Raw genomic sequence first — 24,617 nt, 5'->3', positions numbered from 1 at the left:
GTCTCCACAGTGACGCCTCGGGAGGGTCCAGTCAAAACGCGGGCGGGCCAGGTCAGCGCCGGTCGGACCTGAACCGTTCGGGCACCTCGACGGCCCGGCCCGCGTCCCACGGCCGCTCCCACCCGCCGATGCGCAGCAGCAGGTCGGTGAGGAAGGCCGTGAAACCCCAGAGGAACAGCTCGCCGAACTGCCATGCCGGGCCGATCGTCCGCCCCGTGAAGCGGGCGCTGACGCGCCTGCCCGGATCGGCGAGGGAACTGACCGGCCAGGCGTGGACGCTGGCGACCTCGTGGGGGTCGCCCGGTGTGAGCGCCGCCTCGGCGCTGCGCCAGCCGACGACCGGGACGACGTCGAACCCCGTGGCGGTCAGGCTCAGGGCGGGCATCGTGCCGAGCACGTGCACGGCATCGGGGCCCAGACCGATCTCCTCGTGCGCCTCGCGCAGGGCGGTGGCGACTGGGCCCTCGTCCTCGTGATCGGCGCGGCCGCCGGGGAACGAGATCTGCCCGCCGTGGTCCCGCAGGCCACCGGCCCGCTCGGTGTAGACCAGATCCGGGTCGGCGCCGTCCGACAGGAGCAGGAGCACCGCCGAGGGGCTCCCCTGCCCCCGGGCGAGCCACTGGGCCGGCAGCAGAGCAGCCGTCGCGGGATCGGCGAGGGCGTTCGACAACTCGGCCAGCGGGGGCGGCACCCGCAGGTCGCCGTCGTGGGCCGGGTCGGTGAGCAGCTTCTCACTCATGCCTTGGCGACCAGTTCGACCTCGACGCAGGCATTCTTGGGCAGGACGGCGACGCCGACGGCGCTGCGGACGTGGCGGCCGTCCGCACCGAAGATCTCGGCGAGAACATCGGAGGCGCCATTGGCCACGGCCGCCTGCTCGGTGAAGCCGGGCGCGCTGGCCACGAAGACGGTGACCTTGACGATGCCCTTGATGGCGTCGAGCCCGCCTGCCACGTCGGCGGCCGCCGCCAGGGCGTTGAGCGCCGAGACGCGGGCGGCGGCCTGAGCCGCCTCGAGGTCGATCCCGTCGCCGACGAGCCCGGTGACCAGGCCTTCGGGGGTGAAGGGGATCTGGCCGGAGGTCTGGACGGTGTCGCCCAGGCGGGTGGCCGGGACGTAGGAGCCGACTGGGGTGGCGACGGGTGGCAGGGTGATGCCGAGCTCGGCGAGCCGCTGGGACGGGGTGCTCATGACCTCACCGGCCTCTTGAAGAAACCGACGTAGTTCACGGCGGCGGGCATGCCGTCATTGGCGGGGGCCGCTTCGGGCCCGGGGACGAGTTGGACGAGTTCCCAGCCGTCCGCGCCGAAGTTGTTGAGTATCTGCTGTGCGACGTGGCTCAAGACGGGAGCGGTGAAGTACTCCCACTTCGTCACGTCTGCGGTGCCGTTGTCGGACATGGGGGTCCCCTGTTCTGCGCAGCGCCCGGCGGGCGCCGGACGTGGATCGTGGTGTGCACCCGGAGCCGACCGGGCGCGGCCCCGCGGCACGGCCCGCGGACCGTGAACCCTCGCGGGGACAGCGTCCAAGCTACCCCAGTGCCCGACGGCCGCCGACGGTGTCCGCCGCGGGCGCCGACGACGTCCCGCCCGGCCGGGCAGCCGGGCAAGCGCATGTTCTCGTACAGACAAGGCCGTTAGTCTTGAGTCCATGAGTGACCGACAGTCGGGTGCCAGAACCAACTCGATGATGATGTTCCTTCTCGTCAGCATCGTGTGCGGTGTCGTCGTGGCGGGCATGTGGATGCCCTTCGCGGGTGTCGCGTCGGCGGGGACGAAGACCGTCGCCGCCAACCTGCAGAACGTGCCGGCCGACCTCACCGTCCCGCAGCAGGCAGAGGGCTCCCGGGTCCTGCTGGCCGACGGGTCGGCGCTCGCCGAGTTCTACGACCAGAACCGCGAGTACGTCGCACTCGACCAGATCTCCCCGATGATGCAGAAGGCCCAGCTGGCCGTCGAGGACCACCGCTTCTACTCGCACGGCGCCATCGACCTGCAGGGTGTGCTGCGCGCCCTCGCAGGCAATGTCGCCGGGGGCGACATCAGTGGTGGCGGTTCGACGCTCACCCAGCAGTACATCAAGCAGGTCCGCATTCAGCTGGCCCAGGACAACAACGACGCCGAGGCCGAGGCCGCCGCCCAGGAGGCCACCCTGAGCCGCAAGATCCTCGAGATGCGGTACGCGGTGGCGCTCGAGGAGCAGCTCACCAACCAGCTCGGTTCCCTCGAGGCGGCCAAGGACCAGATCCTCGAGCGCTACCTGAACATCAGCTACTACGGCGACGGCGCCTACGGGGTCCAGGCGGCCGCCCAGCACTACTTCGGCATCAACGCCTCCGAGCTCAACCTCGAGCAGTCGGCCATGCTCGCCGGCCTCGTCCAGAGCCCGAGCCAGACCGACCCGGTCAACAACACCGAGGCCGGTATCGAGCGCCGCAACGTCGTGCTCGACCAGATGCTCCGGTGGGACCAGGAGGGCGCCTGGTTCGAGGGCGTCGACCAGCTCACCCAGGAGGATGTCGACGCGGCCAAGGCCACCGGCTTCGACCTGAGCAGGGTCACCGAGGACTCCAGCGGCTGCACGGCGGCCCGCTACCCCTTCATCTGCCAGTACGTCGAGAACGTGCTGCTGTCCGACCAGATGGCTGACCTGGGTTCCACCGCCGAGGAACGCCAGCGCACCCTCTACCGCGGCGGCCTGACCATCCAGACGGTCATCAACCCGGCCACCCAGGACGCCGCCCAGGACGCCATCAGCGCCCTGGTCAATCCGACCGACCCGGCCGTCTCCGTGGCCGTCATGACCGACCCGAAGACGGGCCTGATCAAGGCCATGGCCCAGTCCCGGCCGGTGATGGGCGACAACACCGAGGCCGGTGAGACCTACTACAACTACGCCGTCGACGAGTCCATGGGCGGCGCCGAGGGCTACCAGGCCGGATCGACCTTCAAGGCCTTCGTCGCGGCGGCCGCCATCGACCAGGGCTTCATCCCCGACCAGACGATCTACAACGCGCCGTCCACCAAGAACTGGGCCGGCACCACCTTCAGGGGCTGCAACGGGGACTTCTCCCTGGTCGACTCCTGGCAGGTCTCCAACTCGTGGAAGACCGGTTCGATGAACCTCAACACCGCCATGGCCTACTCGGTGAACAACTACTTCGTCGCCCTGGAACGCGATGCCGGTATCTGCGCCTCGGTGCAGATGGCCGAGAAGGTCGGCATGAAGTTGTCCAGCAGCGACGGCAGCACGCTGGAGGACTACGGCGACGTCGCCTCGTTCACGCTCGGCGCCCTCAATGTGACGCCGCTGTCGATGGCCGAGGCCTACGCCACCTTCGCCAACCGGGGCGTGCACTGCGATCCGATCATCCTGTCGTCCATCACGACCGAGAGCGGCACCGAGGTGCCCGTGCCGAGCGCCAACTGCCAGCAGGTGATCGACGAGAACACCGCCGACGGGGTGAACTCCGTCCTCAAGTCCGTGCTGCAGTCCGGCGGCACCGGCTACGCCCAACGCCTGTCGGGCGACTACGACCAGGCCGGCAAGACCGGTACCGCCGGCTCCACCGACACCGAGTCGGCCGTGTGGTTCAACGCCTACACGCCCGATCTCGAGGGCGTCGCGATGATCTCCGTCGACTCCGGCGACGACTACTGGACGGGCCGCAGCAAGACCCTCACCGGCCTGCAGCTGGCCAACGGCACCTACCTGTCGGGCAACTCGACGACCGAGTCCGGCAGCATCTGGCGGTCCATGATGTCGGCCGAGATCGGCAACATCGCCAACCCGTCCGGCTTCGCCGGGTACACCCCGAAGAGTTCCACGCAGTCCGAGCTGTACACGGGAAGGTGACATGATGCCGACTCCCACCCGCCTGATCCCCGCCGCGCTGGGCGGCGCGGCCGTGTTCGGCGCCGGCATGGTCGGGGGCGGCCTCGTCGAGGCGCACGCCTTCGTCACCCACCACGTCGACGTCCCGGTGCTCGCGCCGGGTGCCGCCCCGATTCGCGTGCTCCATATCTCGGACATCCACCTGATGTCCCGCCAGGGCGACAAGATGGCCTTCCTGCGCCGGCTCGCCGACGAGGAACCCGACCTGGTCATCAGCACCGGCGACCACATCAGCGAGGGCCGGGCGATCATCCCCCTCATCGAGTCGCTCACGCCCTTCAAGGGACTTCCCGGCGCCTTCGTCTTCGGGTCGAACGACTACGAGGCGCCGCGCTGGCGCAACCCGGCCGCCTACCTGTGGCGCAGCACGGCCGGTGACACCGAACACGCCCGCGTCGCACTGCCCACCGGTCACCTGCGGGAGCGGCTGCTGGGCCTGGGCTGGGCCGATCTCAACGACGCCACGGCCCGCGTCCAGGCGGCCGGCCGGACGATCGACCTGCGCGGCACCGGCGACCCGCACATCCGCTTCGACCACTACGAGCAGGTGGCGGGCCCGCCGGCTCCCGACGCGGAACTGACGATCGGCGTCACGCACGCCCCCTACCGGCGCGTGCTCGACGCGATGGTCGACGACGGCCTGCCGCTCGTCCTGGCCGGCCACACCCATGGCGGACAGGTCTGCCTGCCGAATGGCCGCGCGATCATCACGAACTGCGACATCGACCCCGAGCGCGCCAGGGGCCTGCACCGTTGGGAACACGACGGCAACGAGGGCTGGCTGCACGTCAGCAACGGCATGGGCTCCTCGCCGTTCGCGCCGTACCGGCTGTTCTGCAGGCCGTCGGCGACGCTGCTGCGGCTCGTCCCCGCCGAGTGAGGTCCCTGGCCGGACTCGATTCGTCTTCGGGCCGATTCGTGGGCTAAACTGACCGGCGGCCAGGGCCACGGGGTGTGGCGCAGTTTGGTAGCGCGCTTCGTTCGGGACGAAGAGGTCGCAGGTTCAAATCCTGTCACCCCGACCAACTCCTGGGGGCATGAACCAGTGCCCCCATTGGATCGCCGACCGGCGTGTTGGCGCCGATACTGGATCGACATCTCCATGACGCGTTCGCCGCACGGAGCCTGTCTAAACTTGTTCCATGACAGCCCGAGCAGTGCGCGTGGAGCAGGCCCTTTTGGCACTTGAGCCTCGAGAACGTGCGGCCGTCATCCATCGTGGCCTTCTCAGCCTCGACGACGAAGACGAGGGCGCCGAGACAAAGGACCATGACGCAGCCTGGCGGGAGGAGATCACGCGTCGTACCGACGAGATCCTCCAGGACCGGATCGAGCTCGGCTCGTTCGAACAGACCCATGCCCGTTTCTGCGCCAGACATCCCCAGGCATGACCCGACGCCACGCGGAGCATCCGGAGGCGAGCGCAGAACTCGAGGCCGCAGCCGCCTGGTATGAGGAGCAGCAGCCTGGACTTGGCCACGAGTTGTTCAGAGCGGTCGCCCAAACGATAGCCGCCATTGACAGGTGGCCCGATGCCGCACCGGAGGATCAGAGCAGTGCCGGCCAGCCGGTTCAGCTCAGGAGCAGACATCTTCTGCGCTTCCCCTACCGGATCACCACCTCGTGCACGAGGACGAACTGGTGATCGTGGCCTACGCCCACGACAGGCGAGAACCGGGGTACTGGGACCGTCGGATGGGCCAGTGATCCGAGACACGCACGGGACGGGTCACCACATCGTGGTGGCCCGCCCCGTTTTCTCTGCCCCCGTTGTCCTGCGGTCCTCGTGTGTCCTCTCACGGGGACCGCAGGACGGGCTGGTGAGTGGCCACTCGGCTCAGGAGTACCGCTCCTCGAAGCGACGCTCCAGGGCCTCCAGCGAGTGGCCGAAGGTCTCCGGCAGGAAGCGCCAGTAGAACAGCAGCGAGCAGATGTTCACCGCGGCGAAGATGAAGAACACATTGCCCTGCACCGCCTCGATGAGGTTGGGGAAGGTGAAGGCGACGATGATGTTGCCCAGCCAGTTGCAGAGCACGGCGACGCCGTTGGCGATGCCGCGCACGCGCATCGGGAAGATCTCCGAGAGCATGAGCCAGAAGGTCACGCCGATGAAGCACTGCATGAAGAACAGGAAGCTCAGCATGAACAGCAGCACCAGGTAGCTGCGCGCCGTCGACTCGGGCAGCAGGAAGACCAGGCCGAGGACGATGAGCGAGCCGACGACCCCGCTCTGTCCGGTGAGCATCATCCGGCGGCGCGGGAGCCGGTTGAGGAAGAACCTGATGCCGATGTACACCGCGATGACCGAGACGACGCCGTTGGCGATCGTCGCCACGATGGAGGCATGGGTGCCCAGGCCGGTGGAGATGAGGATCGTCGGCGCGTAGTACATGATGCCGTTGACGCCGGTGAGCTGGGAGAAGAAGGCCAGCACGACGCCGATGATGGTGATCCTGCGGATCCACGGGATGCGCAGATCGGCCCAGGTGCCCCGCCCGATGGCGCGTTCCTCCTCGACGCGGCGGATGATGTCCTGGCCCTCGTCCTCGACCTCGTCGGCCAGACGCACCTCGTTGAGGACCGCCCACATCTCCTGGACGCGTCCCTTGTTGGCGAGCCAGCGCGGGGACTCCGGGAGCAGGTGGATGCCGATCCACAGGCCGATGGCCGGCAGGGTCGCGATGGCGAGCATCCAGCGCCACATGTGGGCCTGCGGCCAGATGGTCGCGATGATCGCGTTGCAGGTGTAGGCGGCGAGCTGGCCCGTGACGATCATGAGCTCGTTGCGCGAGACCATCGTGCCGCGGATCTTCACCGGCGACATCTCGGACAGGTAGACGGGCACGGTGGCCGAGGCGCCGCCCACGGCGAGACCGAGGATGAACCTGAAGAGGATGAGCACTTCCCGGTTGGGGGCGACGGCGCAGCCCAGGGCGCCGATGAGGAAGATGACGGCCACCGTCATGATGTTCTTCTTGCGCCCGAACCGGTCTGACAGGCGGCCGCCGACGAGCGCGCCGACGGCGGCGCCGACGGTCAGCCCGGTCGTGACGAGGGACTCGTCGAAGGCGGACAGCCCGAAACCGCCGGCCTCGGGCGACTCCTTGAGGAACGGCAGGGCGCCGGAGATCACGCCGGTGTCGTAGCCGAAGAGCAGGCCGCCGAGGGTGGCGATGGAACGAATGGTGAACAGCCGCCGGTCGACCCGGCGCTGGTCGCCGGCAGGGGCCACGGCTCCACTCATGCCCCGCCTCCTTCCGAGAACGCGGCGACGAAGTCGTCGAGAGCGGCATCGGAGTCGCCGGAGGCGAAGGCCTCCATGCCGACGACGCCCTCGTAGCCCATCGCGCGCAGGGCCCGGGCCACCCCGGCGTAGTTGATCTCGCCGGTGCCGGGCTGGCAGCGGCCGGGCACGTCCGCAACCTGGATCTCACCGATCCAGGGCAGGGACTCCCGGCAGGTCTCGATGAGATTGCCCTCGCCGATCTGGCAGTGGTAGAGGTCGAGGTTCATCTTGAGGTGGGGCGAGTCGACCGCCTTGACGAGCGTACGGGTGTCCTTCGCCAGGGCGAAGGGCGTTCCGGCGTGGTCGACGGGCAGGTTGAGGTTCTCCAGGGTGAAGACCCGCCCAGCGGCGCGGCCGATCTCGGCCAGCCGGGCCAGGGTGTCCCGCGCCGTCAGCCACATGTCGGGGGTGACCACCTCGACGGGACGGACGGGGTGGCCCTCGCCGTCGAGCCCGGTGCCGTGCACGTTGAGACGCGGGCTGTCGATGATCTCGGCGGCCTCCACGGAACGACGCGCCGACTCCAGGAACTCCTCGACGGCGTCGGGTTCGGTGAGGTTGCCGGAGATGTACCCGGTCATGGACGAGAAGGTGGCTCCGGTGGCGGCCAGTTCCTTCAGGTCCTTGGTGGTCCAGTTCCACATCTCGACCTGGAGTCCGCGGGCGGCGATCTTCTCGACGCGCTGAACGAACGGCAGATCGGTGTAGATCATCTCGGCGCAGGCGGCCAGGGTCAGGGTGCTCATCGGGTGACCTCCTCGACGGAGACGGAACGGTTCTCCTGCACCGAGACGATCGCGGCGCGGGCGATGGCGAGGGCGTTGAAACCGTCCTCGCCGGTGGGGATGTCGGCGTCCTCGCCGCGGATCGATGCGACGAAGGCCTGGAACTCGCCGACGTAGGCGCTGTGCAACAGGTCGGTGTCGGCGCGGGAGGTGTCGGCGCTGAGCCCTGCCGGGCCGTAGTAGGTCATGTCGGTGCTGCGGCCGTCCCCCGCGGTGACCATGCCGCCGGAGCCGAACACCTCGCCGCGCACGTCGTAGCCGTAGGTGGCGCTGAAGGAGGCCTCGGCCGTGGCGAAGGCGCCGTTGTCGAAGGTGAGCGTGACCACCGAGGTGTCGAGGAAACCGTCGGGCTTGGCGTCGGGGCGCACCAGGGCGTCGGCCAGTGCGTTCACCTGGACGACCTTGGCCCCCGGGTTGAGCCACAGCAGCGTGTCGAAGTCGTGGATGAGGGTCTCGAGGAAGATGGTCCAGGCCGGCGTGCGGGAGGGGTCCCCGCTGTAGGGACCCGGGTCGCGGGTCAGTGAACGCAGCAGCTGCGGGGTGCCGACCCGGCCGTCGTCGATCGCGGCGCGTGCGGCGGCGAATCCCGGGGCGAAGCGGCGGTTGAAACCGACCTGCAGGGTGACGCCGGCGGCCTTGGCCGCCTCGATGCACTCGGTGGCCTCGGGGAGCGTCGTGGTGATCGGTTTCTCGGTGAAGACGTGTTTGCCGGCAGCGGCGGCGTTGACGATGAGGTCGCGATGGAGCGCGGCCGGCGTGGTGACGACGATGCCGTCGATCGACTGATCGGTCAGGACGGCGGAGGCGTCGGGGGCCGGCGCGGCACCGAGCTCGTCGGCGAGGGCCGTCGCGGCGTCGATCCTCGGATCGATGACGGCGGCGAGTTCGGCGCCGGGCACTTCGCGGGCGATGGCCCGAGCGTGGTGGGTGCCGATGCGACCCGAGCCGACCAGGGCAAGACGGATGGGTGGGACAGTCACGTGAACTCCTTCGTTCGCATTCATGCTGTAATGCTCGTCACGCTAACACGTTCCAGTTCTTCTTTGGAAGATGTTAAGACAAAATAATTCGGAACATATTTAATCACCTAGTCAACAGGGCATTATTCATCTCAATCCGAGGGAATCAGTACTAGAACGTTCTAGTATTAAACCCGTCCAGCGGGGATGCTCCGGGGATGATCTAGGCTTGCTGGCACAAGGCCGGGACCGGGGAGGGCATGGTGGCAGGCAGCAGGCGCGGCAGACAGAGCCCGACACTCGTCGAGCTCGCCGAGGCCGCGGGATGCTCCACGTCGCTCGCCTCGATCGTCATGCGCGGGGCCCCGGGGGCCTCGGACGCCACCCGCAAGCGGGTCATGGAGGCCGCGGAGAGCATCGGTTACCGTCCCGACGAGCGAGCCAGGAGCCTGCGGCGGAGCAGTTCGGGGCTCATCGGCGTCGCCTACCACGTCGCCGAGCCGTTCCACGCCGACCTTGTCGAGGGGCTGTACGGCACGGAGGGAGACGGCTTCGACCTCGTGCTGGGGGCCATGGTCCCCGGACGTGACGTCGAGCACACGATCGAACCGCTCCTGCGTCAACGGTGCGAGGCGATCATCCTCATCGGCAGCATGCTGCCCGTGGCACGGCTGCGCCGCATCCGTGAGGAGGTGCCCCTGGTGCTCGTCGCCCGGCAGGTGCGCGCCGCCGGGATCGACGTGGTCCGCACCGATGACCGGGGCGGCCAGCGGCTGGCCACCGAGCACCTCATCGGGCTCGGGCACCGGGCGATCGCCTACATCGACGGCGGCCAGCACCCCGGGGCCGCGATCAGGCGGCGCTCCTTCCGGGACACGATGGCAGCACACGGCCTGAGCGATCAGGCCCGGGTGATACCGGGCGGCAACACCGAGGAGGAGGGCATCCGCGCCACACGGCGGATTCTCGACGAGGGCGAACCGCCGACGGCGATCGCGGCCTTCAACGACCGCGCGGCCACGGGCGTGCTCACCATGCTCGTCCGCGCCGGCCTACGGGTGCCCGAGGACGTCTCGGTGATCGGTTTCGACGACGCGCGCATCGCACGCACCGCGGTCACCCCGCTCACCACGATCCGCCAGGACACGACGCTCATGGCCCATGTCGCGCGCGAGCGTGCGGCCGGGCTCGCGCGGCAGCGGTTCGTCGCTGGGGAGCAGGTCCTGGTGCCCGAGCTCACCGAGCGCGAGAGCACGGCACCGGCCCGGCCCGACCACTGACCCGGTGGGCGGCCGAGCCGGGCGCTCATCGCCCGAACCGGCCCGAAGCCCACACCCGGCGGCGCGGGACCGGGACCGGCACAGCGTTGGTCACGACCGGTCGACTCGGGGCCGGCCCGAGCCGAGGAGAACGGACCCGGGCGCGAAGTGGCGCGGGCCCTGCGGCCCGCGCCACTGTCATGCCGGCAGGCGTCGGATCAGCCGGCCAGCTGCTTCTTCTTCGCGTCGACGGCCTTCTCGGCCTCGGCGCACACCCGGTCGAGGTCACGGCCGATGGTCGCCGCCGAGTAGGCGGCGAACAGGCCCTCGACGAGCGGGGCGGCCAGCAGCCTGGTGCGCTGGGCCACCTCGGGCTCGAGGAACTCGACGGCCGTCTGGGCGCTCATCACGGCACTGCCCAGGTCCATGAGCACGACGACGCCCTCGCCGTCATCGGCCCGCCCGATGGCCTCAACGATCGCCATGGCGTCGGTGCCGAGCGTCCCCTCGGCGGTGCCGGCGGCGGTCTCCAGCCGCACCTCCGACGGCGGCATGAGCCCCCTGGCGAGGCCGACCGCTGCGGCGGCGAGTTCGGGCGAGTGCGAGACGACGACGACGCCGATCATGCGGTCTCACCCGCGGCGGCCCGCGCCAGGGCGTCGAGGAGGAGCGCCGTCGAGGCGGCGCCGGGGTCGATGTGCCCCGTCGACCGCTCTCCCAGGTAGGAGGCGCGGCCCTTGGTCGCGATCATCGGTTCGGTGGCGTCACGGCCGGCCGCCGCGGCGTCGGCGGCTGCGCGGGTGGCCTCCGCCACGTCGCCGGGGTGCGCCGTGAGGGCCTCGAGCGCCGGGTACCAGGCGTCGAGCATCGTCTTCTCACCCGCGGCGGCCTTGCCCCGCTGGACGAGACCGCCGATGCCGGCCTCCACGGCAGCAGCCAGGGCCGCCGCGTCAATCTCGTCCTTGCCGGCCAGGGCGCCGCCCATGCGCAGGAAGAACGTGCCGTACAGCGGCCCCGAGGCCCCGCCGACGGTGGACACGAGCGTCATGCCCACCTTCTTGAGCATCGCATCGGCAGTGGTGAACTGGCCGGCCGCGACGGCCTCGACCGCGGCCGCCATGCCGCGTCTCATGTTGGTGCCGTGGTCGGCGTCGCCGATGGCCGCGTCGAGCTGGGTGAGCTCGTCGGCGTGCTCGGCGATCACCGCGTCGGCCAGTTCGAGCCAGGTGACGAGGCCCTTCAGATCGATCGTGGACGCCATGCTCACACTCCCCAGCGCAGGCCGGGCGTGTTCACCGGGGCGTCCCACAGGCGCAGCAGCTCGTCGTCGGCGCGCAGCAGGGTGAGCGAGCAGCCGGCCATGTCGAGGCTGGTGATGTAGTTGCCGACGAGCGAGCGCTCGACGGTGATGCCGGCCGCACCGAGAATCTTGGCGACCTCGCCGTACATGAGGTAGAGCTCCAGCAGCGGGCTGGCGCCCATGCCGTTGAGGAAGGCGATGACGCCGCGGCCGTCGCCGGCTGGCAGCTCGGCAAGGATCGGCTCGGTCAGCCGGCCGGCGATCTCGGAGGCCGGGGCGATCTTCTCGCGGTGGCGGCCCGGTTCGCCATGAATGCCGATGCCGATCTCCATCTCGTCGTCGGGCAGGTCGAACGAGGGCTTGCCGTTGGCCGGAACGGTGCAGCTTGTCAGGGCCATGCCCATCGAGCGTCCGTTGGCGTTGACGCGGGTGGCGATCTCGGCGACCTGGGCCAGGGACTGGCCCTCCTCGGCGGCGGCGCCGGCGATCTTCTCGGCGAGGACGGTGACGCCCACGCCCCGGCGGCCCGCCGTGTAGAGGGAGTCCTCGACCGCCACGTCGTCGTTGGTGACGACCGAGGCCACCTCGATCCCATCGGCGGCGACGATCTCGGCTGCCATCTCGAAGTTCATGACGTCACCGGTGTAGTTCTTCACCAGGTGCAGCACGCCGGCGCCGCGGTCAACGGCAGCGGTGGCCGCGACGATCTGGTCGGGAACGGGTGAGGTGAAGATCTCGCCCGCGCATGCGGCGTCGAGCATCCCGGAGCCGACGAATCCGCCGTGCAGCGGCTCGTGGCCGCTGCCGCCGCCGGAGACGATGGCGACCTTGCCCTGCTCCTTGGCCTGCGCGCGGTAGACGATGTGCTGATCGGTGTCCACGCGGAGAGCGCCCGGGTGCGCCGCCGCCATGCCGGTGAGGGCATCTGTGACCACGGTGTCGACGGAATTGATGAGTTTCTTCATGACACGAAGCTACCCCGGGGCCCTCCCCCATTCATCAGCAGGACGGCAGGTCGACAGCATCTTCACACCGGACGCCCCTGTGCCGCACATTCGTGCCATTCCCGGCGGGCCTGCCGGCGCGGACGGGCGGTGACGGACTCGGTACCCGCACTAGTCTCGAACCATGTTCGACGCCCTTGTGCACCTGCCCGCCACCGAGCACCCCGAGCTGCTCGGCGAGCCAGTCCGCCGACTCATCCACCTGCTGCCCGAGGCCCAGGTCTTCGCCATCGACCCGGCCCTGTCGGACACCGAGGCGCTGTGCCGCGCCTATGGTGAGGACGAGTCGACCTGCGCCAACTGCGTGATCGTCCGCGGCCGGCGCGGCGAGGACGTGCGCACGGCGGCCTGTCTGGCCCTGGCAACGACCCGCGTCGACGTCAACCGGCTCGTCCGCAGGCGCCTGGACGTGCGCAAGTGCTCCTTCGCGCCCATGGACGACGCCGTCGCCGAGTCCGGCATGGAGTACGGCGCGATCACACCCGTCGGCCTGCCCGCGGCCTGGCCGATCTGGATCGACTCAGCCGTGGCCGCCGCCGACCAGGTCTGCATCGGGGCCGGCACCCGGGCGGCCAAACTCATCGTCCCCGGCCGCTCACTGCTGGCCCTGCCGGGCGCCGAACTCGTCGAACACCTGGCCTCCTGAACCCGCCCGCCTGGCCGGTCCGCGTGTCACCTAGGGGCGAAACTGGCCTCTGACATGGGTTTTTCTTCTCCCAACCCTAGCCGGACGCTCAGGGGTTCACTAAGCTGCTGCCCTGAGATGGGTGGAGGAACAGCATGACCGAACGCGATGGACAACCACCGCGTACCGACACGCAGGGGTACGCCTGGGCAGAGGCAGAACTGCAACGCACCGGCCAGGTCGACTACGGCAACTGGGTGCCGGCCGCGCTCATGGGCACCCTGCTCGTCGCCTCCGGCATCCTATTACTGGTCCTCTCCCTGCTGCTCATCATGTGGGCGAACCAGGCCGTCCTGGCCGTCGTCGGCGTGCTGTGTCTTCTCGCACTGGCCCTCACCGGCTACCTGGAGTTGTGCCGCCGACGCTTCGCCTTCGACGGCGGCCGCCTCATGGGCGCCATGCACCAGCTGGTCGTCGACAACCTCGACTGGGATGGCCGTGGCGAGCTGCTCGACATCGGCTGCGGCGCCGGGGCGCTCACCATCCGATGCGCCAAGACCTTCCCCGGCGGCCGGTTCACCGGGATCGACCGGTGGAACCCCAAGTGGAGTCATGCCAGGGAGCAGTGCGAGCATAACGCCCGCGCCGAGAACGTCGACGACCGCGTGGCCTTCGTCGACGGTGACGCGGCCCGTCTCGACGCCCCCGACGGCGCCTTCGATGCCGCGGTCAGCAACTTCGTCTTCCACGAGGTGCGTTCCGAACCAGACAAGCGGGCGCTCGTCCGCGAGGCCCTGCGCGTGGTCCGCCCCGGCGGCGCCTTCAGCTTCCAGGACATGTTCGGTCACCGCAGGCTCTACGGCGACATGGAGGCCTTCGTGCAGGAACTGCGCGACGGGGGCGTCACACAGATCGAGTACATCCCGCGCACCGAGAGCGTGGCCGGCGCACCAGCCTGGATCAGGACGCCCTGGATGCTCAAGGGCGCCGGCATCATCCACGGACGCAAGTGAACGGCGCCGCAAAACGGCCGGCACGAGTCCGGTGATCGGCCGACACGGCCGGGCCATCTACCCTAGAGTGGAGCCATGCGCGTAGTGGTGTGCGGCGAAGCACTCATCGACCTCATCCCCGACAACTCCGTCCCCGGCACGACACAGTCGAGCCTGTGGCAGGCCCACTCGGCCGGCGGGCCGCTCAACACGGCCATTGCCCTGGCCCGTCTGGGCCTGCCCGCCCAGTTCCTGGGCAGGCTCGGCGGCGACGGTTTCGGCGCTCAGCTGCGCAGCCACCTGGCCGTCAACCGCGTCGGCCTGGACATGACGGTGCAGACCGAGTCCGAGCCCACCTCGCTGGCGATCGTCAGCGTGGATTCCACAGGCCAGGCGACCTACACCTTCCACCTGCTGAACACCGCAAACTTCAACTGGACCGGCCAGGACTTCCCCCAGCTGAGCGCCGACGACTGGCTGCACACCGGCTCGCTGGTCGCCGTCGTCGAACCCGGCCGCAGCGCCCTGCTCGACTACCTGTCCACGACGCCGGCCAGGCTGTCGTTCGACCTGAACGTGCGTCCCACCGTGCAACCGGACCGGGAGCGCTACGCCGAACTGCTCGCCCCCTTCCTGAAGGTGCTCGGCGAGCGCGGCGGCATCGTCCGGGCCAGCGATGAGGACCTGCGCTGGCTCTACCCGGAAGGTGGGGCCTCGGCCCAGGACATCGCGGCCGGCATGGCCCGCGAACACGGGCTGGACCTGGTCGTCGTCACGGCCGGCGGCGAGGGCGCCTTCGCCGTCGGCGCCGACCGCGAGCCCGTGTCCGTACCGGGAATCCCCACCGCCGTTGCCGACACCGTTGGGGCCGGTGACACCTTCACCGCCGGCTTCCTCAGCGTGTGGCTGAGTGACGATCAGGACCTGGTCCGGGCGTTGCGCACCGGCTGCGCGGCGGCCTCGATCACCTGCTCGCGCATCGGCGCGAACCCTCCGGACGCCGACGAGGTGCGGGCGCTGCTCTCCTCGCGCTCCTGATCCCAGGGGTAGTCACCCGCCGGGACAGGAGCGGGTGTGAGAACCGTCTCCTGCTGGGGCCCGTTGGGCCTTCTAGCCTGAGCGACGGTGTCGGCCGGGCTCAGCCCCGTTTGAGGTGCAGCCTGCGCAGGATCGAGTCGAGGAAGGTCTGGAACTCCCCGACCCGGAAGATGCGCACGCCGATGAGGAGGAAGATGACGAAGACGACCGCCCCGGCGAGGTCGGCCGCGTACTGGGCGATGAGCCTGTCGTGCATGGTCCAGACGATGTACGAGGCGGTGAAGTAGGCGGGCACCCCGGCGAGGATCGAGGCGGCCAGCATCCGCGCGTACAGGCTGAGGACGCCGCGCAGGTTGAGCCCGCCCATCTGGCGGCGGGCGTAGGCCGTGAAGACGAGTGCCAGCACCGTGTTGCCGGTGAACATGCCAAGGCAGATCGTCACGACGCCGACGCTGGCCGGCACCGTCAGTGCCACCAGGGCGAAGGCCACCTGCAGGCCGGTGACCAGGCACTGCATCCACAGATTCGTGCCGCCCTGCTCGGTGGCGAAACAGTACTGCTGCTGCAGCGTCACGATCGTGTACGCGACGGTCGAGGAGACCATGACGGCCAGCACCCAGGCGGTGGCGGTGGCCTCCTCCGGGGTCAGGCTCCAGTAGATGCCGCGCACGACCGGGCGGGCGAGCGCGATGAGCATGACGCTCGTCGGGATGATGCCGACCATCGGCAGGGTCAGGCCCTTGTAGAGCAGTTCCTGCATGTCGCCCAGGCCGACCGCCTCGTCGCGCCGCTGCCAGGCTCGGGCCAGCTGCGGGAACAGGGCCGTGAGGATGGAGAAGGCGATGAGCGAGTACGGCATCTGGAAGAGCGTGTTCGCGTTCTGGTAGGCGGCGTAGCCGGCGACGTAGCGTCCCTCGGGGGCGCGGTCGATCATGCCGGTGGCGACGTTCATGATGAACAGGCCGCCGCCCTGGGCGATGCACAGCGCCAGGAAGGTGAGACTGGCGAACCGGCCGATCTGGCCGAACCCGTAGCCGCGCAGGCCCCAGCGCGGCCGCCAGCGGAAACCGGTGTGGATGAGCACGGGCACTAGGACGAGGGCCTGGGCGAGGATGCCGAGGGTGGCCGTGCCGGCCAGCACCCACACCATCGGGGTCGTCCAGGTGGTCGGGTCGGCCTGCTGGCCCCACATGCGCAGGAAGAGGAGCTCGCCGCCGATCGCGACGACGTTGTTGAGCACGGGCGCCCAGCCGTAGGGGCCGAAGGAGCCGCGGGCGTTGAGCAGATTGCCGAAGACGGCGAAGATGCCGTAGAAGAGCACCTGCGGCATGCACAGGTAGGCGAACTCGATCGCCAGGTGCAGGGCAGGACCCTGCAGCCGGGTGATGCGCATGAGCAGGCCGGCTCCGACGGTGCAGAGCAGGGCGATGCTCAGGATGAGCGCGAAGGTGATGGTCAGGAGACGGTCGACGAGCTGCCTGCCGCCATCGGGGCGTTTCATCGCCTTGGTGATCTGCGGCAGCAGGACGGCGTTGAGGATGCCGCCGGACAGCAGCACGAGGATGTAGTTCGGCAGCGAGTTGGCCGAGCGGAAGGCGTCGGCGGCGAGCGTCTGGCCGACGACCTTCACCAGAAGCATGGCGTTGACCATGCCGAGCACCCGGGACACGAGGGTGCCGGAGGCCATGAGGATGGAGTTGCGGCCCAGGTTCCGGCGGTCGCGCTCGTCGATCGCCGCCTGGTCGATCTGCTCGCCCTCTGCCGGCCCGCCGGGCCGGGCCTGGTCGGGCGGGGCGCTGCGACGCGGGACGTCGGGACGGTCACCGGGCAGGCCGCGGGCCGGCCCGGGTGTCCCGCCCGTCGTCGGCGCCCCCGGGCCGCTCTGGCCGGGGTGGATCCGTAACCCCGCCCCGGGGAAGGCGGGGGCGAGGGCCTCGAGCTCGACGCGCGGGATGATGCGTGTCGGCTCGTCGTCGCCGTACGGATCCGGCGGCGGGATGTCGGCCCTGCGGGGGCGATAGCTCAACGCCCGGTACCCGCGTAGACGACCGCCTCACCATCGGCGTCGAGGCCGAAGGCGGTGTGGGCGGCACGAACAGCCTTGTCGAGCAGGTCGGCCTGGACCACGACGGAGATCCTTATCTCGGAGGTGGAGATCATGTCGATGTTGATGTCCTGCTCGGCCAGGGCGTCGAAGAAGCGGGCGGTGACACCGGGGTGGGTGCGCATACCGACACCGATGACGGAGATCTTGCCGATCTGGTCGTCGTAGAGCAGCTTCTCGAAGCCGATCTCCTCCTGGTTGGCGGTGAGGGCGTCGATGGCCTTCTTGCCGTCGCTCATCGGCAGCGTGAAGGAGATGTCGGTGCGCCCGCTGGCGGCCGAGACGTTCTGCACGATGACGTCGATGTTGATCTCGGCCTCCGCGATGACGTCGAAGATCTTGGCGGCCTTGCCGATCTGGTCGGGCACACCGACGATCGTGACCTTCGCCTCGCCGCGGTCGGACGCGATGCCGGTGATCATTGCCTGTTCCATCTCATTGCCCTTCCTCATGTCGGTGTGTCCGGTGACCCAGGTGCCGGGCTTGTCGTTGAACGAACTGCGCACGTGCACGGGGATGTTCTCGCGGCGCGCGTACTCGACGCAGCGCAGGTGCAGCACCTTGGAGCCGCAGGCCGCCATCTCCATCATCTCCTCGTAGGTGATCTCGGGGATCTGGGCGGCGGAGGGGACGATGCGCGGGTCGGCGGTGAAGACGCCGTCGACGTCGGTGTAGATCTCGCAGTACTCGGCGCCGAGGGATGCTGCCAGGGCGACCGCCGTCGTGTCCGAGGCGCCGCGCCCGAGGGTGGTGACGTCCTTGGTGTCCTGGCTGACGCCCTGGAAACCGGCCACGATGGTGACGTTGCCGAGTTCGAGGGACTTGTTGATGCGGCCGGGCGTGATGTCGATGATGCGGGCGTTGCCGTGCAGGCCCGTGGTGATGACCCCGGCCTGGCTGCCGGTGTAGCTGCGGGCGGGCACGCCCAGGTCGTTGAGGGCCATCGCCAGCAGGGCGGCGCTCTGGCGCTCGCCGGTGGTGAGCAGCATGTCGAGTTCGCGGGGCTGCGGCTGAGGGCTCACCTCGAGCGCGAGGTCCATCAGTTCGTCGGTGGTGTCGCCCATCGCCGAGATGACGACGACGACGTCATTGCCGTCGTGGCGGGCCCGCGCGATGCGCCGCGCGACGCGTTTGATGGATGCGGCATCCGCAACGGATGACCCGCCGTACTTCTGGACGATCCTTGCCATGGCTTCCCCTCGTGGACTGACGAGCCCAACTCTAGCTGCCCGGCCGTGACCGGCGGGAATAGCATTGGGCGCGTGGACAAGCCCTTCCTGCGCATCGGCGACGCCGAACGGGACGCAGCACTCGAGCTCCTGCAGAGTCACTACGCCGCCGGGCGTCTCAGCACCGAGGAGTTCGAGGAGCGCATGTCGGCGGTTCTCGCCGCGCACCACCAGGACGAGCTCGACGCGCTGTTCACCGATCTGCCGGCCGATCCCCAGGCCCGTTTCTTCGACGAGACCGGCCCGGTCGGGCCCGCCGCCAGCCCAAGCGCCCTGACGCCCTGGCAGGCGCCGGTCCCGGCGCCCCGTGGCGGGAACGCACACCGGACACTGTCCGTCGTGCTCGGCACGATCAGCGGCACGGTCTGGCCGGTGGCCCTCATCGGCGTCCTCTTCTTCGGTGCCCCGTGGCGGGTCGTACTCATCGCCATGGTGGTCTCGATCCTCACCGGGACGATCCAGCGCACTCTTCGTGACAACAAGGCGCTGCCGCCGGGCGACGAGGACTGAGACCCGACGTCCGGCACAGCCCCGCCAGGCGCAGTCACGTCCGAGGACGGGGCCGTGCACAGGGGATGAGCACACTGGCGGTCTTGCCGGTCGTGCCCGGCACGGCTTCTCGCGGGCGCAGCGGCCCACGGGCTCGCCCCTGAATCGGCCGCGGCCACTGGGCGAAGGCTGTTCATCGGGCGGGGCGGGAATCTAGTCTTCAGTACATGAGCATTCAATGGGGAATCGCTGGACCGGGTCGGGTCGCACGGATCATCGCGTCAGAGTTCAAGGCCGTCGAGGACGCCGAGGTCGTCGCCGTCGGGTCGCGCAGCACCGAGCGGGCGCGAGCCTTCGCGGCCGAGTTCGACATACCGCACGCCCACGGCAGCTACGAGGAGCTCGTCGCCGACCCTGACGTCGACGCTCTGTACATCGGCACCCCCAACGCCCAGCACTTCCCCCTGGCCCTGGCCGCGATCGGCGCCGGCAAGGCGGTCCTCGTCGAGAAGTCGATGTGCTGTCAGGGCGAGCACACCCGCCAGCTGATCCGCGCCGCCCGCGAGCGCCACGTCTTCCTCATGGAGGGCATGTGGACGCGCTTCCTGCCGGCCGTTCAGGCGGCCCACAGCGTCGTGGAGTCGGGGCGCATCGGCCGGGTGCGGGCGCTGCAGGGCGACCTGTTCTCGTACCGCGACTTCGACCCGACCGACCGGCTGTTCGCGCCCGAGATGGGCGGCGGCTCGATGCTCGACCTGGGCGTCTACCTGCTGCACTTCGCCCAGGACTTCCTGGGCACCCCCACCGGCATGCAGTGCATCGGCCGTTGCTACAGCAACGGGGTGGACGCCGATGTGGCGCTCCAGCTGCGCTACGGCGACGGCTCCTTCGCGCAGCTGTGCTGCTCGCTGGCCGGCCACGGCCCGGGACGCATGGCGATCATCGGCACGAGCGGCTTCATCGAGGTCGGCCCCCGGTTCCACCACCCCTCGGCCATCACGGTGCACACCCCGGAGGACCACGTCGAGGCCGAGGTGATCAGTGAGCCGTTCGAGGGCGCCGGCTACCGTCACGAACTGCAGTCGGCCACCGACGCGATCGCTGCCGGCGCCACCGAGCACGAACTGGTGCCGCTGTCGGACACCCTGGCCGTCTCGCAGACGATGACGCAGGCCCTCGACCAGTTCGGCTACCGCCCGCACGACCGATTGACCCTGTGACATCCTGGGATCGACCCGGACGGGAAGGAACACGAGGACAATGGCGACGACAGTGGGGTTCATCGGGGCGAACGGCCTCATGGGGCACGGGATGGCGAAGAACATCGCCAAGGCCGGGTTCGACCTGGTCTACACGGTGCACCGCAACGCACCGGCCGATCTGGAGGCGATGGGCGCCCGCCGGGTCGCCGGCAACGCCGAGCTGGGGGCCCAGTGCGAGATCGTCGTCATCTGCATCACGACCGCCCAGGACGTGCAGCAGGTCGTCACCGGGCCGGACGGGCTGCTCACCAGCCCGCGTGAGGGCCTGGTGATCGTCGACGCGGCGACGAGCGAACCGTCAGTCACCCGCGAGCTGGCCGCGCAGGCCGCGGCAGCCGGGGTCGCCTACGCCGATGCGCCGCTCACCCGCGGCCCGGCCGAGGCCGAGCAGGGGCGCCTCAACACGCTCGTCGGTGCCGACGACGAGGTCTTCGCCCGGATCGAACCGGTGCTGGCGAGCTACTGCGAGAACATCCTGCGCGCGGGCCCGGTGGGGGCCGGCCACACGATCAAACTGCTCAACAACTTCTGCCTCCAGGCGGCGACGACGGCGCTGGCCGAGTCGTTCACCGTGGCGCGCGCAGCGGGCGCCGACCCGCAGACGCTCGTCGACGTACTGGGCAAGGGCATGTTCGACAACCAGCTGCTCGCCATCATGGGCGCCACCCTGAACGGCGACTACGAGCGCCAGCAGTTCGCGCTGGGCAACGCCCGCAAGGACGTGCGCTACTACACGCGGCTGGCCGGTGACGTACAGGTCGCCCCGGTGGTGGGCGACGGCGTCCACGAGACACTCTCACTGGCCTGCTCGGCCGGCTACGCCGGGCACAACGTGCCGTGGGTGGCCGAGGCGACGGACCGGATCAACGGGCTGGGCGAGCAGACGTCCTGACCGGGCCGGTCCCCTCGACCGGGGCGTCGAACCGGTTGGACGTCCGGCGCTCACCGACGATTCCCGGCCTCGGGCTCGTTCTCCTCGACGAACCCACGGGCACCCCGGCGCTCACCGACGGTGCGCCGCCCGCCCGGGTCGGGCGGGCGGCGCAGACGAGTGCGCGGCGTGGCTCAGACCTTGGTGACCTTCACCTTCAGGCGGAGTTCGTCGTCCTCACGCCAGTCACCGGCCGGCTCTGCGCGGTGCATGCTCGTGGCGAGCACCTCGGCGGCGATCAGCTCGGAGTGGGTCTCGATGGCCGCCGCCAGGTCGGCGTCATCGCTCGCCCAGGCCAGGTCGATGCGGTCCGAGACGTCGAGGCCGGCGGCCTTGCGGGAGTCCTGCACGAACCGGATGACCTCACGGGCCCGGCCGGCGCTGACGAGCTCGGGGGTGAGCGTGAGGTCGAGGGCGATGGTGTCGCCCTGGACGTCGGCAACCGACCAGCCCTCGCGGGGGCGCTCGGTGATGAAAACGTCGTCGGCCCCCAGCTCGACGGGCCCGACGCCGGCGACGTCGAGCGTCACCGTGCCGCCGTCGGCGAGCCCCGAGGCGAGGGCCGCCGCGTCGGCGTCGGCGATCGCGGAGGCGACGACGGGCGTCTGCTTGCCGTAGCGCCTGCCGAGGGCACGGAAGTTGGCCTTGGCGGTGTGGACGACGACGTCGCCGGCGGAGCTGAACGAGTCGAGCCGTTCGATGTTCAGCTCGGCGGTGATCTCGTCGACGAGCTCGGCGGGCAGCCGGTCGATGGCGGCCGAGTTGACGAGTGCCCGGCCCAGCGGCTGGCGGGTCTTCACCTTGGCCTCGGCGCGTGCCGAACGGCCCACCTCGACGAGTCGGCGGGCCAGTTCCATGGCATCGTCCAGCTCGGTGTCGATGAGCGCGGTGTCGGCCTGCGGCCAGCCGGTCAGGTGCACCGACTCGGGGGCGTCGGGCAGTGTCGGGCGGAACAGGTCCTGCCAGACCCGTTCGGTGATGAACGGGGCCAGCGGGGCCATGAGCTGGGTGAGCGTGGCCAGGGTCTCGTGCAGCGTCCACAGGGCGCCGGCGTCGCCGTCCCAGAAGCGGCGGCGTGAGCGCCGCACGTACCAGTTCGACAGCTCGTCGATGAAGCCGGCGATGAGGGTGCCGTAGCGCTGCGAGTCGAACGCCTCCAACGCCTCGGTGACGTCCGCGACGAGCTGGTTGACGGCGCTGGTCAGCCAGCGGTCCAGCACGTGCCGCCCGGCGACTGCCGGGGCCTGCCCGGTGGGCGTCCAGTCGTTGGCGCGGGCGTAGAGACTGTGGAAGGCGACCGTGTTCCAGTAAGTCAGCATGACCTTGCGGACGACTTCCTGCAGCGTCGTGTCGCCGACCCGGCGGGCCGACCACGGGGACCCGGAGGAGGCCATGAACCAGCGGACCGCGTCGGCGCCGTGACGGTCCATGAGCGGGATCGGCAGCAGGATGTTGCCGAAGTGCTTGCTCATCTTGCGGCCGTCCTCGGCCAGGATGTGACCCAGGCAGAGCACGTTCTTGTAGCTGGACTCGCCGAAGACGAGGGTCGGCACCGTCATCATCGTGTAGAACCAGCCGCGGGTCTGGTCGATAGCCTCGCAGATGAAGTCGGCCGGGAAGTGCTCGGCGAACCTCTCCTTCGAGCCCTCGACCCACGGGTAGCCCCACTGGGCGAAGGACATCGAGCCGGAGTCGAACCAGGCGTCGATGACCTCGGGCACGCGGCGGTAGGTGCCGGTCTCGCCGGGCAGGGTGAAGGTCACGTCGTCGACGAACGGGCGGTGCGGGTCCATGTCGGCCAGTTCGGGCCGGCCGGCCAGCTCGGCGAGTTCGGCGCGCGAGCCGACGCAGCGGAGCCTGGTCGGGTCCTCGTCGTTGCGCCAGATGGGCAGCGGCGTGCCCCAGTAGCGGGTGCGCGACAGGGCCCAGTCGATGTTGTTGCGCAGCCAGTCGCCGTAGCGGCCCCACTTGATGTTGTCCGGGTACCAGGTGGTCTTCTCGTTCTGGGCGAGGAGTTCGTCCTTGCGCTGGGTGGTGCGGATGTACCAGCTGGGCTGGGCGTAGTAGATCAGCGGCGTGCCGCAGCGCCAGCAGTGCGGGTACGAGTGCGTGTGGTCCTCGGCGCGGAACAGGATGCCGCGCCGTTCCAGGTCGGCGACGATCACGGGGTCGGCGTCCTTGAAGAACAGGCCGCCGACGAGCGGCAGGCCCTCCTCGAAGGTGCCGTCGGGACGGATCGGGTTGATGACCGGCAGGTCGTTGGCGCGGCCGACGGCCATGTCGTCGGCGCCGAAGGCGGGCGCCTGGTGGACGAGGCCGGAGCCGTCACCGGTGGTGACGTAATCGGCCAGCACGATGAAGTTGGCGCGCTTGTCGAAGGGCACCAGCTCATAGGGGCGCTGGTAGTCCCAGCCCGCCATGTCGGCGCCGGTCGCGGTCTCCAGCACCGTCCAGATCCGCTCGCCGTCCTCGTCGGTGGCCCCCAGCACGGTGTCGAAGAGGGGTTCGGCCAGCACGAGCCGCTGCGTGCCATCGGTGGCGAGCACGTAGGTGACCTCGGGGTGTACGGCGACGGCCGTGTTCGAGACGAGGGTCCAGGGGGTCGTCGTCCAGACGAGCAGCTTGGCGCCCCGGGCTGCCCACAGTCCGCTGGTGAGCGGCAGGGCGACGAAGATCGAGGGCTCGGTGACGTCGCGGTAGCCCTGGGAGACCTCATGGTCGGACAGGGCGGTCTCGTCCTTGGGACAGTACGGCGTGACGCGGTAGTCCTGCACGAGCAGGCCGTCGTTGAAGATCTTCTGCAGCGCCCACCACTCGGAGTCGACGTACTCGGGGGCCATCGTCCAGTAGGCGTCGTCCATGGTGACCCAGTAGCCCATGCGGCGGGTCAGTTCGACGAACTCGTCGACGTGCTCGCTGACCGAGGCCCGGCACTTCGCGTTGAACGCCTCGATGCCGTACTCCTCGATCTGGCTCTTGTTGTCGATGCCGAGTTCCTTCTCGACGGCCAGTTCGACGGGCAGGCCGTGGCAGTCCCAGCCGGCCTTGCGGTCGACCCGGTAGCCCTGCATCGTCTTGAACCGGGGGAAGAAGTCCTTGAAGACGCGGGCCTCGATGTGGTGGGTGCCGGGCTGGCCGTTGGCGGTGGGCGGGCCTTCGAAGAAGTTCCAGCGGGGACCGTCCTGGGTCGCCCGCCAGCTCTTGGCGAAGGTGTCGTTGGCCTCCCAGAAGGCGATGATCTCGTGGTCCATCGCCGGCAGGTCGATCTGGGCGGGAACCGCGCGGTATCGGTTCGCGGCTGGCTCGGTTGGTGTCATCGTTCCTCTTCGCTGTCGACGTCGCTGACGCTGCGAAGGGACGAGAGGCCCGGCCTTTCACAGGCCGGGGCGGCCCGCGGTACCACCCTTCTTGGGGCACCACCGGGCACCCCCTCTTGCTTGTGTGCCGCTGCCGGTTCTAA

22 protein-coding genes and 1 tRNA gene are annotated in these 24,617 nt (G+C 69.7%); 11 read left to right on the top strand and 12 right to left on the bottom strand.

Features of this window, described 5'->3' with window-relative positions; all coding sequences use genetic code 11:
• Positions 1-52 precede the first annotated feature (52 nt).
• The 3 genes from PROPJV5_RS04465 to PROPJV5_RS12845 are packed head-to-tail and all read right to left on the bottom strand — an operon-like array spanning position 53 to position 1,376.
• Positions 53-739 carry an NUDIX hydrolase gene (locus PROPJV5_RS04465; RefSeq protein ID WP_119715140.1) on the bottom strand — a complete coding sequence of 229 codons (687 nt, stop codon included), beginning with the start codon at positions 737-739 and terminating at the stop codon, positions 53-55.
• Complete coding sequence (locus tag PROPJV5_RS04460) at positions 736-1,191, bottom strand: RidA family protein (protein WP_119715139.1); 456 nt, start codon at positions 1,189-1,191, stop codon at positions 736-738. The genes PROPJV5_RS04465 and PROPJV5_RS04460 overlap by 4 nt, the downstream gene beginning before the upstream one ends.
• Positions 1,188-1,376: a Sp36 family protein gene (locus tag PROPJV5_RS12845; RefSeq protein ID WP_239018406.1), complete on the bottom strand. Its 189-nt coding sequence runs from the start codon at positions 1,374-1,376 to the stop codon at positions 1,188-1,190. The genes PROPJV5_RS04460 and PROPJV5_RS12845 overlap by 4 nt, the downstream gene beginning before the upstream one ends.
• Before the next feature lie 274 nt (positions 1,377-1,650).
• Between PROPJV5_RS12845 and PROPJV5_RS04450 the strand changes: the two genes are divergently transcribed.
• From PROPJV5_RS04450 to PROPJV5_RS04435, 4 genes are all read left to right on the top strand, one after another.
• Positions 1,651-3,855: a transglycosylase domain-containing protein gene (locus tag PROPJV5_RS04450; protein ID WP_119715137.1), complete on the top strand. Its 2,205-nt coding sequence runs from the start codon at positions 1,651-1,653 to the stop codon at positions 3,853-3,855.
• A gap of 4 nt (positions 3,856-3,859) precedes the next feature.
• On the top strand, positions 3,860-4,774 hold the full coding sequence (locus tag PROPJV5_RS04445; RefSeq protein ID WP_119715300.1) for a metallophosphoesterase: 915 nt from the start codon (positions 3,860-3,862) through the stop codon (positions 4,772-4,774).
• A gap of 68 nt (positions 4,775-4,842) precedes the next feature.
• Positions 4,843-4,919, top strand: a tRNA-Pro gene (locus PROPJV5_RS04440).
• Between the two features lie 117 nt (positions 4,920-5,036).
• Positions 5,037-5,285, top strand: a complete 249-nt coding sequence (locus tag PROPJV5_RS04435) for a hypothetical protein (protein ID WP_147385346.1) — start codon at positions 5,037-5,039, stop codon at positions 5,283-5,285.
• Between the two features lie 446 nt (positions 5,286-5,731).
• Here PROPJV5_RS04435 and PROPJV5_RS04430 read toward each other — a convergent pair whose 3' ends face one another.
• From PROPJV5_RS04430 to PROPJV5_RS04420, 3 genes are read right to left on the bottom strand one after another with little or no spacing between them, the layout of a single operon-like run.
• Positions 5,732-7,138, bottom strand: coding sequence for a sugar porter family MFS transporter (locus PROPJV5_RS04430; RefSeq protein ID WP_119715135.1), 1,407 nt, complete (start codon positions 7,136-7,138; stop codon positions 5,732-5,734).
• A complete protein-coding gene (locus PROPJV5_RS04425) occupies positions 7,135-7,926 on the bottom strand; it encodes a TIM barrel protein (protein ID WP_119715134.1) in 792 nt (263 codons plus the stop codon). Before PROPJV5_RS04425 ends, PROPJV5_RS04430 begins: the two co-directional genes overlap by 4 nt.
• Positions 7,923-8,945 (bottom strand): Gfo/Idh/MocA family oxidoreductase, encoded by a 1,023-nt coding sequence (locus PROPJV5_RS04420; protein ID WP_239018390.1) that lies wholly within the window; start codon positions 8,943-8,945, stop codon positions 7,923-7,925. The genes PROPJV5_RS04425 and PROPJV5_RS04420 overlap by 4 nt, the downstream gene beginning before the upstream one ends.
• Positions 8,946-9,187: 242 nt before the next feature.
• On the opposite strand from PROPJV5_RS04420, the gene PROPJV5_RS04415 reads away from it, so the two are divergent.
• Complete coding sequence (locus PROPJV5_RS04415; RefSeq protein ID WP_220474329.1) at positions 9,188-10,204, top strand: LacI family DNA-binding transcriptional regulator; 1,017 nt, start codon at positions 9,188-9,190, stop codon at positions 10,202-10,204.
• Positions 10,205-10,401: 197 nt separating this feature from the next.
• On the opposite strand, the gene dhaM is transcribed toward PROPJV5_RS04415, so the two are convergent.
• From dhaM to dhaK, 3 genes are read right to left on the bottom strand one after another with little or no spacing between them, the layout of a single operon-like run.
• Positions 10,402-10,809 carry a dihydroxyacetone kinase phosphoryl donor subunit DhaM gene (dhaM, locus tag PROPJV5_RS04410; RefSeq protein WP_119715131.1) on the bottom strand — a complete coding sequence of 136 codons (408 nt, stop codon included), beginning with the start codon at positions 10,807-10,809 and terminating at the stop codon, positions 10,402-10,404.
• Entirely contained in the window at positions 10,806-11,444 is a 639-nt protein-coding gene (dhaL, locus tag PROPJV5_RS04405) for a dihydroxyacetone kinase subunit DhaL (protein ID WP_119715130.1), read from the bottom strand. The genes dhaM and dhaL overlap by 4 nt, the downstream gene beginning before the upstream one ends.
• Before the next feature lie 2 nt (positions 11,445-11,446).
• Complete coding sequence (dhaK, locus tag PROPJV5_RS04400) at positions 11,447-12,448, bottom strand: dihydroxyacetone kinase subunit DhaK (RefSeq protein WP_119715129.1); 1,002 nt, start codon at positions 12,446-12,448, stop codon at positions 11,447-11,449.
• A 163-nt stretch (positions 12,449-12,611) separates the two neighbouring features.
• Between dhaK and PROPJV5_RS04395 the strand changes: the two genes are divergently transcribed.
• The 3 genes from PROPJV5_RS04395 to PROPJV5_RS04385 all read left to right on the top strand — a co-directional run bounded on the left by PROPJV5_RS04395 (position 12,612) and on the right by PROPJV5_RS04385 (position 15,142).
• Complete coding sequence (locus PROPJV5_RS04395; protein WP_119715128.1) at positions 12,612-13,133, top strand: YbaK/EbsC family protein; 522 nt, start codon at positions 12,612-12,614, stop codon at positions 13,131-13,133.
• Between the two features lie 134 nt (positions 13,134-13,267).
• Positions 13,268-14,125, top strand: a complete 858-nt coding sequence (locus tag PROPJV5_RS04390) for a class I SAM-dependent methyltransferase (protein ID WP_119715127.1) — start codon at positions 13,268-13,270, stop codon at positions 14,123-14,125.
• Between the two features lie 75 nt (positions 14,126-14,200).
• The gene (locus PROPJV5_RS04385; RefSeq protein ID WP_119715126.1) at positions 14,201-15,142 is read left to right on the top strand and encodes a carbohydrate kinase family protein; all 942 of its coding nucleotides are present in this window, start codon (positions 14,201-14,203) and stop codon (positions 15,140-15,142) included.
• A gap of 100 nt (positions 15,143-15,242) precedes the next feature.
• Here PROPJV5_RS04385 and murJ read toward each other — a convergent pair whose 3' ends face one another.
• Both murJ and PROPJV5_RS04375 read right to left on the bottom strand, forming a co-directional pair.
• Positions 15,243-17,168 (bottom strand): murein biosynthesis integral membrane protein MurJ, encoded by a 1,926-nt coding sequence (murJ, locus tag PROPJV5_RS04380; RefSeq protein WP_239018389.1) that lies wholly within the window; start codon positions 17,166-17,168, stop codon positions 15,243-15,245.
• On the bottom strand, positions 17,165-18,436 hold the full coding sequence (locus PROPJV5_RS04375) for an aspartate kinase (protein WP_119715125.1): 1,272 nt from the start codon (positions 18,434-18,436) through the stop codon (positions 17,165-17,167). The genes murJ and PROPJV5_RS04375 overlap by 4 nt, the downstream gene beginning before the upstream one ends.
• Before the next feature lie 72 nt (positions 18,437-18,508).
• Here PROPJV5_RS04375 and PROPJV5_RS04370 point away from each other — a divergent pair, with 72 nt between their 5' ends.
• The 3 genes from PROPJV5_RS04370 to PROPJV5_RS04360 all read left to right on the top strand — a co-directional run bounded on the left by PROPJV5_RS04370 (position 18,509) and on the right by PROPJV5_RS04360 (position 21,118).
• Complete coding sequence (locus tag PROPJV5_RS04370) at positions 18,509-18,985, top strand: DUF1707 SHOCT-like domain-containing protein (protein ID WP_182858572.1); 477 nt, start codon at positions 18,509-18,511, stop codon at positions 18,983-18,985.
• A 206-nt stretch (positions 18,986-19,191) separates the two neighbouring features.
• On the top strand, positions 19,192-20,184 hold the full coding sequence (locus PROPJV5_RS04365; protein WP_119715123.1) for a Gfo/Idh/MocA family protein: 993 nt from the start codon (positions 19,192-19,194) through the stop codon (positions 20,182-20,184).
• A gap of 40 nt (positions 20,185-20,224) precedes the next feature.
• Positions 20,225-21,118, top strand: a complete 894-nt coding sequence (locus PROPJV5_RS04360; protein WP_119715122.1) for an NAD(P)-dependent oxidoreductase — start codon at positions 20,225-20,227, stop codon at positions 21,116-21,118.
• Positions 21,119-21,291: 173 nt separating this feature from the next.
• Here the strand turns inward: PROPJV5_RS04360 and ileS are convergent, their stop codons facing one another.
• On the bottom strand, positions 21,292-24,474 hold the full coding sequence (gene ileS, locus PROPJV5_RS04355) for an isoleucine--tRNA ligase (protein WP_119715121.1): 3,183 nt from the start codon (positions 24,472-24,474) through the stop codon (positions 21,292-21,294).
• Positions 24,475-24,617: the final 143 nt, after the last annotated feature.

This window comes from Propionibacterium ruminifibrarum (assembly GCF_900289195.1).
Lineage (GTDB): Bacteria > Actinomycetota > Actinomycetes > Propionibacteriales > Propionibacteriaceae > Propionibacterium > Propionibacterium ruminifibrarum.
Note: the sequence above shows the minus strand (reverse complement) of the source record. Positions and strands in the feature narration are given on the sequence as shown.